This window comes from Parendozoicomonas sp. 2304DJ65-17, assembly GCF_058148445.1.
This window is the reverse complement of the sequence record NZ_JBYVJV010000014.1, coordinates 68,432-76,795: the sequence shown is the minus strand read 5'-3', so window position 1 is coordinate 76,795 and position 8,364 is coordinate 68,432. Positions and strand designations below refer to the sequence as shown.

Here is an 8,364-nt window from a genome sequence, read left to right as displayed (position 1 = left end):
CCCGCGACCTCCGGCGTGACAGGCCGGCATTCTAACCAACTGAACTACCGGTCCGCATATCCGCAAAATCACGTATTATGAAACTTGCGAAAATTGGTGGGTGATGACGGGATCGAACCGCCGACCCTCTGCTTGTAAGGCAGATGCTCTCCCAGCTGAGCTAATCACCCAATCTTTCCTTTCCAGTTATTCCCTTGGGAACTCCTGAAAGGTTTCAGTTTCACTCGCTTGAATGCGTGTATTACTGCGTGAAGACGGCGCGCATTATAAGCAGCATCCTGCACCATGTGCAATAGGAATATCCCTTTCATTTCCGAAGCTTATGTTGGATTGCAGGACTCCCGGGACTCTATACATCTGTCGTATGCCTCCAACCATTCCTCTGAACAGGGGCTATCTATAAAGAAGCAGCTATGGAACTAAGAACCCGACCCTGCCAAACTGAGCAACAAATATGGAAAACATACCCGCCGGAGCTTCTTTATGTGGTTTAAAAACCTTGTCCTTTATCGTTTCAGCCAGAACATCGACATTACCGCTGAAACACTCGAAGAAGGACTAAGCGAGCAACCGTTCCGCCCCTGCGGCAAAACTGAACTGTCATCCTACGGCTGGATCTCCCCAGTTCCCGGCGGTGAAACCCTGATTCACCAGAGCGGCAGCTTCATCACCCTGGCCGCAAAGAAAGAAGAACGCATTCTGCCCGCCAGCGTCGTACGGGAGGCTGTTAACCAGAAGGTTGAACAGATAGAAGCTGATCAGGGTCGTAAGGTTTTCAAAAAAGAGAAAGATCAGATTAAGGATGAAACCACCCTCGATCTGCTACCCCGAGCATTTACCCGCTCAGGCGTTACCCGTGCTTATATAGATACCTGTGGTGGATGGCTGATTGTTGATGCCAGCAGCTTCCGAAAGGCCGAAGAACTGACCAGCACGTTGAGAAGCGCTCTTGGCTCCCTGCCCGTTGTGCCACCCGCGCTTGCCAATTCTCCTGCGGCCACCATGACTCAATGGCTGGAACAACAGGCTGCTACGCTACCCAGTTCCATGACCTTGGGTGATGAGTGCGAACTGAAAGACCTCGGTGAAGATGGCGGTACTATTCGCTGCAAACGCCACGATGTACTGGCCGACGAAATCATCAATCACCTCAACACTGGTATGCAGGTCAGCAAACTGGCAATTCACTGGAATGAAGCTTTATCCTGCATTATTAGTGATGACTTCCTGATTCGCCGCCTGAAGTTCACCGACACTCTGCAGGAGCAATCTGAAGCCTTGAATGCGGAAGATGAAGCCAGCAGTTTTGATGCAGATTTCACCCTTATGGCCGGAACCCTTGCTGAATTCCTGAAAGAGTTGGTAGTAGTGATGGGCGGTGAAGAAGAGAAAGAAGAAAAAGCCTGGGAAACCAAGGCCACAATTTCTTCAGAACAGGAAGAAGAAGCGCCATTTTAAGGCGCTTCATTTATTCCGATTCGAGCACAACAAATGCCTGAGCATATTCAGCCTCATCAGAGAGGCTGATATGTACACCAGAAATATTGCGTTGCTTCTGCAACTCCAAAGCAGCACCTTTCAGGGTCAGAACCGGAGCTCCGGATTCCAGACTGAAAACTTCTAGATCCTGAAACGACACCTTGCCAATACCAGTTCCCAAAGCCTTTGATGCCGCCTCTTTGGCCGCAAAGCGGCTGGCGAGATAAATCGCCGAACAGTTTCTCTGCTGAAAAATCTGGTATTCATTATCTGTGAGAATACGGCGGGCAAAACGTTCACCGGAACGCTCCAGCGCCTTTTCTATTCTCGCTATAGCAACAATATCGGTGCCGATACCAGCTATCACTGGGATACCTGCTGGTAGCGGGAAGCATCAATCATCAAAGCGCGCATTTCACGCACAGCTTCAGGCAGGCCAGTAAACATGGCTCGCCCCATAATAGCGTGGCCAATATTCAGCTCACAGATACCGGGAATTGCAGCAACAGGCTCAACGTTCTGGTAGTTCAGACCGTGACCGGCATTTACGATCAAGCCTTCCTCAATACCCAGCTCAACACCTTTACGAATACGATCGAGCTCGGTGTTACGTTCTTCATCGGTTTCCGCATCAGCATAAGCGCCAGTGTGCAGCTCAATAAAGGGAGCGCCACAACGCTTGGCTGCCTTAATCTGCGCTTCATCGGCATCAATAAACAATGACACTTTCACACCGACTTCAGCCATACGCTCGCAGGCAACACGGATACGATCCTCCTGACCAGCAACATCCAACCCACCTTCAGTGGTCAGTTCTTCGCGCTTTTCAGGAACCAGACAAACATGGGAAGGTTTCACCTCTTCAGCGATGGCCAGCATTTCATCTGTCACAGCCATTTCGAGGTTCATGCGGGTTTGCAGAAGGTCTTTCAGGCGATAAACATCATGATCCTGAATATGGCGACGATCTTCACGCAGATGCAAAGTAATACCATCAGCACCAGCCTGTTCGGCATCCAGAGCAGCCTTAACAGGGTCAGGATAACTGGTTCCCCGAGCCTGACGCAGCGTAGCGATGTGATCAATATTAACGCCAAGCAAAATTCTATTAATCGGGATCATGCCTTACTCGTTATTCGTTCTACAGGTTTATGTATGGTGTTTGATAATACACAGAAACTGGCAATGACACTCTGTTAAAAGCGTATAGATAGATTAAGGTGCTCGAAACAGCTCCCGACTCCGTAACGCTTTTTCGCCCAAGAGTGGATGAATAGCCATTCTCATCAGCCGCTTTAACTCTGGCAGCGAAGATTCAGAGACATGACCTTCAGCCAGTTCATTTAAGACTTTTCCGGAGAAACTGTTAGGTGTTACAGAACTGTTTGCTGGGAGTAGCCAGAAGCCATTTTCATGATCGTAGCGATAGCAGGCATCTGTGCGGATATCTCCCCCGGAACCAGCCTCAAAACCGAGAGGCAATCCATACCCCAGAGAATCCAGAAGTTGTTTTTCAAACAGTCGCAGGACGGATTCGAGACAAGCATCCGCAGCAAGGTGCTCCAGCAACCATTGATACAATTCAGGGATACCATCAACAGGCTGCCAGGGCTGCATCAACCGCTGCAAAAGCTCATTGGCATACAAACCACTAAACAACCGTGCCCCCATTAGAGTATGCACTCGTTGCTGCTCAAGGGCTTTCAGGGTTTTCAGCTCTGTTTTTCCGGTCCAACTTATCAACAGCTCAGCAAAAGGTTGAAGCAGTTGTCCGCGGCGGGGTTTGCCTTTTTTGGTTGCCGAACCTCTGGCACCATTGGCAACCACAGATACTCGACCATGATCCCAGGTTAACAGATCAACCAGCAGGCTTGATTCTTTATAAGGGCGGGTATGCAGAACCCATGCAGGCTGAAGATCAACTGAACGCGCCAGCATTTTTCACTCCCTGAATGAGTTCTGCCATAGATGTGTAGCGATTACGCCAGATCGTTATAACCCAGGCTTGCCAGTGCACGCTCGTCATCAGACCAGCCGCTGCGCACTTTCACCCACAGGTTCAGCATTACCTTGCTATCGAACAGCTTTTCCATATCAAGGCGGGCGTCACGACCGATAGTTTTCAGGCGAGAACCTTTATCACCGATAACAATTTTCTTCTGCCCCGGGCGCTCAACCAACAGCAAAGCGCCGATATGCAGAACACCATCAACATCTTTGAAATCTTCAATTTCAACAGTGATCTGGTAAGGCAGCTCATCGCCCAACTGACGCATAACCTTCTCACGTACCAGCTCAGCTGCAAGGAAACGAGAACTGCGATCAGTAATCTGGTCATCACCAAAGAAGTGCACACTCTCCGGCAGAAAGCCGTTTACCAGTCGCTCCAAACGATCAACGTTGTGACCATTTTTGGCGGCCATAGGAACGATATGAGCAAAGTCCATCTTGCGGGACAGATCATCCAGCCAGGGAATCAGGTCTTCTTTATCACCCAGACGATCAACTTTGTTAACTACCAGAATAACCGGTGCCTTGGCATTCTTGATTTTCTCAAGAACCATCTCGTCTTCTTCGGTCCAGCGCAGACGATCAACCAGAAATACGATCACATCCACATCAGCCAGAGAAGATGTTGCTGCCCGGTTCATATAACGGTTAATAGCCTTTTCAGCACCCAGGTGCATTCCTGGCGTATCCACATAGATCGCCTGCACATCACCTTCGGTTTTAATACCATGAATCTGGTGACGGGTAGTCTGGGGCTTACGGGACGTAATACTCAGCTTCTGGCCAAGAATCCTGTTCAGCAGCGTAGACTTACCAACATTGGGGCGGCCGATAATAGCCACATAACCACAACGCCCCTGGGAAACGGCCTGCTCAATCATTCTTCTACCTCCACACCCAGAGAGACCAAAGCTCTGCGGGCGGACTGCTGTTCAGCAATACGTCGACTGCTGCCTGTTCCTTCTGTATCGGACAAACCTTCAACATGACAGCAAACCTTGAAGGTCTGGGCATGGGCTTTACCTTCAATGCTCAAAAGCTCGTAATCTGGCAGCTTTTGCTGGCGAGACTGAAGGTGCTCCTGCAAACGGGTTTTGGGATCTTTGTTGTGTTGATCGGTCACAGATAGGGAGCTCAGACGCGAGGCGTACCATACCTGCACACGCTCACGGCAGGCTTCCATACCGGAGTCCAGATAAATCGCACCCAGCAGAGCTTCTACAACATCTGCCAGAATGGATTCCCGGCGAAAGCCTCCGCTCTTAAGCTCACCAGAGCCCAGTAGCAGGAAATCACCTAAACCAAACTCACGGGCCAGCTCTGCCAGAGTCTGCCCACGCACCATACGCGCACGCAGGCGGCTCAGCTGCCCTTCGCGGGCTTCAGGAAAGCGCTGAAAGAGGTCTTCAGCAATCAGAAAGTTAACGATGGAATCCCCGAGGAACTCCAGACGTTCGTTGTTGCGACCGCCACAACTGCGGTGTGTTAACGCCAGAACTGCGAGATCAGGATCTTTGAAGGAGTACCCTAACTTGCGTTCCAGCTTGTCTAACGAAGATTTCACTGCTGTTTGATTTTCCAGCTGTTCTCAAAAGTTATCACGACATCGATATTGGAAATCAAATCGATACGGCGCTCATAATTCACATCGGCCACCAGAAAAGCTCCCTCCTGGCGAACCTGAATAGCATCACCGGGAACACCCCGGATGCTGTTAATCTGAAACCCTTTACCAATCCAGTCTCTTACATCTCTAGCCCGAGCCTGGCGAATATTGGAGCGTTCATCCAAAGAGTTCAGAACAGACCGCACAGAAAGGTTATCCATATACACCGGTACTATCTTAAACAGCACCATCAAACAGAATAACCCTGCCACTGTATAGCACAGCACCCCGAGAGCCGAAGCTCCCTTTTGGGTTTGCATTGTTTTCACGGCGATCCCCTTTTTATTCTGGTTATGGGCGATTCTTCCTTATTTCGAAGCTCATACAAAAGCTTGAAATGTCGCCTCTATCACAACTGGAACAGTTTATTCTACGGGACCATTGTTACGGAAGTTGGGAATATCCGTCCAGCTTGGCCAGTGCATCCATATATAAACGGCTTTACCCACAACAAGGGAGTCGGGCACAAAACCCCAGAAGCGGCTGTCATTACTGCGATCTCGGTTATCGCCCATTACGAAATAATTGCCTTCGGGGACAACCCACTCACCTTCCGCACGGCGGTTAGGGATCATCATATCCTTACGAATTTCGTGGGTGACACTGCCAATTGTCTCATCATAAATTCGATAAACAGGGCGAGTACCAAAACGCTTGTCATAGTCGTCAAGGCGCTCACCAATAAAACTCTCGGAAACCCGCTCACCATTCACATAGAGTGTTTTATTGGCATAACGAATCGTATCTCCCGGAACTCCGACAACCCGTTTAATGAAATTAATATTCGGATTGGCTGGTTCCTTGAACACCATCACATCTCCGCGCTGAGGATCGTTCACAGACAGCACCTTGGTGCCGACCACCGGCAAACGCAAACCATAGGTGTATTTATTCACCAGAATAAAATCACCCACTTCCAACGTTGGCAGCATGGAGCCAGAAGGAATCTGGAAAGGTTCATACAGAAACGAACGCAGCACCAGCACGAGTAAAAGAACAGGAAAAACAGACTTTGAAGACTCAACCAGAACCGGTTCGCGCTCAAGGTCTTCCAGTGTGGACTCATCAGGAACATCAACACGATCCCGATACTGCTCCACAGCCCTCATACGCCGTGGTGCCAGTGCAAGACGGTCTATCAGTGCAACCAGACCTGTGGCAAAAACCAGCACCACCAGAATCAGAGGAAAATTTAAATCCATCACGTTTCGTTATGCCCTTTTTCTCATGAAGGAGGCCTCTACTGAAGAGGCGTTCCTCCACTTATGGCTACCGCTACTGCAAAACCCATCCTCAGGATCAAACAGTACCAGCTGTTTATTTGTCGACTTTCAGTACTGCAAGGAAAGCATCCTGTGGAATTTCCACCCGGCCAACCTGCTTCATGCGCTTCTTACCGGCTTTCTGCTTCTCCAACAGCTTACGCTTACGGGAAACATCACCACCATAACACTTGGCTGTTACATTCTTGCGCAGAGCCTTAACAGTGGTTCTGGCAACAATCTGGCCACCCAGAGCAGCCTGAATAGCCACATCGAACATCTGGCGAGGAATAATTTCCTTCATCTTCGCCGTCAGGTCACGACCACGGCCATGGGAGTTGTCCTTGTGCAGAATCAGCGCAAGGGCATCCACTTTCTCGCCATTGATCAGAATATCCATCTTGACCATGTTGGCCGCTTCGAAACGGTCAAAACTATAGTCCAGAGAGGCAAAGCCGCGACTCACTGACTTCAGTCGGTCAAAGAAGTCCAGTACCACTTCACTCATTGGCAGGTCGTAAGCCAGGGAAACCTGCCCACCGGTAAACTGCATATCCTTTTGAATACCACGTCTCTCAACACAAAGGCTGATGACATTACCCAGATAATCTTGTGGTACCAGAATGTTGGCACGAACAATGGGCTCACGGATTTCATCGATACCACCCGGATCAGGCAGGCGAGAAGGATTATCCACTTCAATGGTATCACCGTTCTTCATCAGCACCTGATAGATTACCGTAGGCGCCGTAGTGATCAGATCCAGATTGTACTCACGCTCGAGACGCTCCTGAATGATCTCCATATGGAGCATACCCAGGAAGCCACAGCGGAAGCCAAAGCCCAGAGCATCACTGGATTCAGGTTCATAGAACAGGGAGGCATCGTTCAGGCTGAGCTTTTCCAATGCTTCACGGAAGTTTTCAAAGTCATCGGAGCTGACCGGGAACAGACCAGCATAAACCTGAGGTTTTACTGTCTGAAAACCTGGCAGAGCGCCCACACCCTGAGTTTTGGTATGGGTCAGGGTATCGCCGACAGGCGCGCCATGGATGTCCTTGATACCGGCCACAACATAACCAACTTCACCGGCCTGAAGAACGCCAGTAGATTCCCGCTTCGGCGTGAAGATACCGATATCGTCTACCTGATGGGTCTCTTTGGTAGACATAACGAACATCTTGTCACCCTTGCGCAGGGTTCCGTTCACGACCCGCACCAGGGAAACAATGCCAAGGTAGTTATCGAACCAGGAATCAATAATCAGCGCCTGCAGCTCACCGTCACGATTACCTTCCGGTGCCGGGATGGTTTTCACCAGCCGCTCAAGAACATCCTGAACGCCCAGGCCGCTCTTCGCAGAACACTGAACGGCATCAGTCGCATCAATACCGATAATTTCTTCAATTTCCTGAGCAACACGCTCTGGCTCAGCCTGCGGCAAATCCATCTTATTCAGAACTGGCATTACCTCCAGCCCCTGCTCAATCGCGGTGTAGCAATTGGCTACAGACTGAGCTTCAACACCCTGAGCGGCATCAACAACCAGCAGAGCACCTTCACAGGCTGCCAGAGAACGGGAAACCTCGTAAGAGAAGTCTACGTGCCCAGGAGTGTCGATAAAGTTCAGCTGATAGGTTTCTCCATCCAGAGCTTTATAGTCCAGTGTTACGCTTTGGGCTTTGATGGTGATACCACGCTCACGTTCGAGCTCCATGGAATCAAGCACCTGCGCCTGCATTTCACGATCACTCAGACCACCACAATCCTGGATAAAACGATCAGCCAGAGTGGATTTACCATGGTCGATATGGGCAATAATGGAAAAGTTACGAATATTTTTCAGGTCGCTCACCGTCAGTCACTCAGCGTTAGCCCCATTTGGGCAACACAATCTCCGGTTTATCTCTGGGGGGATTCAGTAAGGCGATTTAAGCTCTCCCCCCT

At 50.0% G+C, this 8,364-nt stretch carries 9 protein-coding genes and 1 tRNA gene; 1 reads left to right on the top strand and 9 read right to left on the bottom strand.

Annotated elements, in window-relative coordinates:
* Positions 1–94: 94 nt before the first annotated feature.
* A tRNA-Val gene (locus ACY2RR_RS23315) sits at positions 95–170 on the bottom strand.
* Between the two features lie 313 nt (positions 171–483).
* On the opposite strand from ACY2RR_RS23315, the gene rdgC reads away from it, so the two are divergent.
* The gene (rdgC, locus tag ACY2RR_RS23310) at positions 484–1,458 is read left to right on the top strand and encodes a recombination-associated protein RdgC (protein WP_490110602.1); all 975 of its coding nucleotides are present in this window, start codon (positions 484–486) and stop codon (positions 1,456–1,458) included.
* Positions 1,459–1,468: 10 nt separating this feature from the next.
* On the opposite strand, the gene acpS is transcribed toward rdgC, so the two are convergent.
* From acpS to lepA, 8 genes are all read right to left on the bottom strand, one after another.
* A complete protein-coding gene (gene acpS / locus ACY2RR_RS23305; protein WP_490110601.1) occupies positions 1,469–1,846 on the bottom strand; it encodes a holo-ACP synthase in 378 nt (125 codons plus the stop codon).
* Positions 1,843–2,601: a pyridoxine 5'-phosphate synthase gene (gene pdxJ / locus ACY2RR_RS23300; RefSeq protein WP_490110600.1), complete on the bottom strand. Its 759-nt coding sequence runs from the start codon at positions 2,599–2,601 to the stop codon at positions 1,843–1,845. Before pdxJ ends, acpS begins: the two co-directional genes overlap by 4 nt.
* Positions 2,602–2,694: 93 nt before the next feature.
* Positions 2,695–3,417, bottom strand: coding sequence for a DNA repair protein RecO (recO, locus tag ACY2RR_RS23295; RefSeq protein ID WP_490110599.1), 723 nt, complete (start codon positions 3,415–3,417; stop codon positions 2,695–2,697).
* Positions 3,418–3,458: 41 nt separating this feature from the next.
* Positions 3,459–4,370 (bottom strand): GTPase Era, encoded by a 912-nt coding sequence (gene era / locus ACY2RR_RS23290; protein WP_490110598.1) that lies wholly within the window; start codon positions 4,368–4,370, stop codon positions 3,459–3,461.
* Positions 4,367–5,053: a ribonuclease III gene (rnc, locus tag ACY2RR_RS23285; protein ID WP_490110597.1), complete on the bottom strand. Its 687-nt coding sequence runs from the start codon at positions 5,051–5,053 to the stop codon at positions 4,367–4,369. The genes era and rnc overlap by 4 nt, the downstream gene beginning before the upstream one ends.
* Complete coding sequence (locus ACY2RR_RS23280; protein WP_490110604.1) at positions 5,050–5,415, bottom strand: DUF4845 domain-containing protein; 366 nt, start codon at positions 5,413–5,415, stop codon at positions 5,050–5,052. Before ACY2RR_RS23280 ends, rnc begins: the two co-directional genes overlap by 4 nt.
* Positions 5,416–5,520: 105 nt before the next feature.
* Positions 5,521–6,357 carry a signal peptidase I gene (gene lepB, locus ACY2RR_RS23275; RefSeq protein ID WP_490110596.1) on the bottom strand — a complete coding sequence of 279 codons (837 nt, stop codon included), beginning with the start codon at positions 6,355–6,357 and terminating at the stop codon, positions 5,521–5,523.
* 115 nt (positions 6,358–6,472) lie between these two features.
* Positions 6,473–8,272, bottom strand: a complete 1,800-nt coding sequence (lepA, locus tag ACY2RR_RS23270; protein ID WP_490110595.1) for a translation elongation factor 4 — start codon at positions 8,270–8,272, stop codon at positions 6,473–6,475.
* Between the last annotated feature and the right edge of the window lie 92 nt (positions 8,273–8,364).

Excerpts from the sequence above, each read along its gene's own strand:
- era (WP_490110598.1), bottom strand. The coding sequence starts at position 4,370 with ATGATTGAGCAGGCCGTTTCCCAGGGGCGTTGTGGTTATGTGGCTATT.
- lepB (WP_490110596.1), bottom strand. The coding sequence starts at position 6,357 with ATGGATTTAAATTTTCCTCTGATTCTGGTGGTGCTGGTTTTTGCCACA.
- pdxJ (WP_490110600.1), bottom strand. The coding sequence starts at position 2,601 with ATGATCCCGATTAATAGAATTTTGCTTGGCGTTAATATTGATCACATC.
- rdgC (WP_490110602.1), top strand. The coding sequence starts at position 484 with ATGTGGTTTAAAAACCTTGTCCTTTATCGTTTCAGCCAGAACATCGAC.
- ACY2RR_RS23280 (WP_490110604.1), bottom strand. The coding sequence starts at position 5,415 with ATGCAAACCCAAAAGGGAGCTTCGGCTCTCGGGGTGCTGTGCTATACA.
- recO (WP_490110599.1), bottom strand. The coding sequence starts at position 3,417 with ATGCTGGCGCGTTCAGTTGATCTTCAGCCTGCATGGGTTCTGCATACC.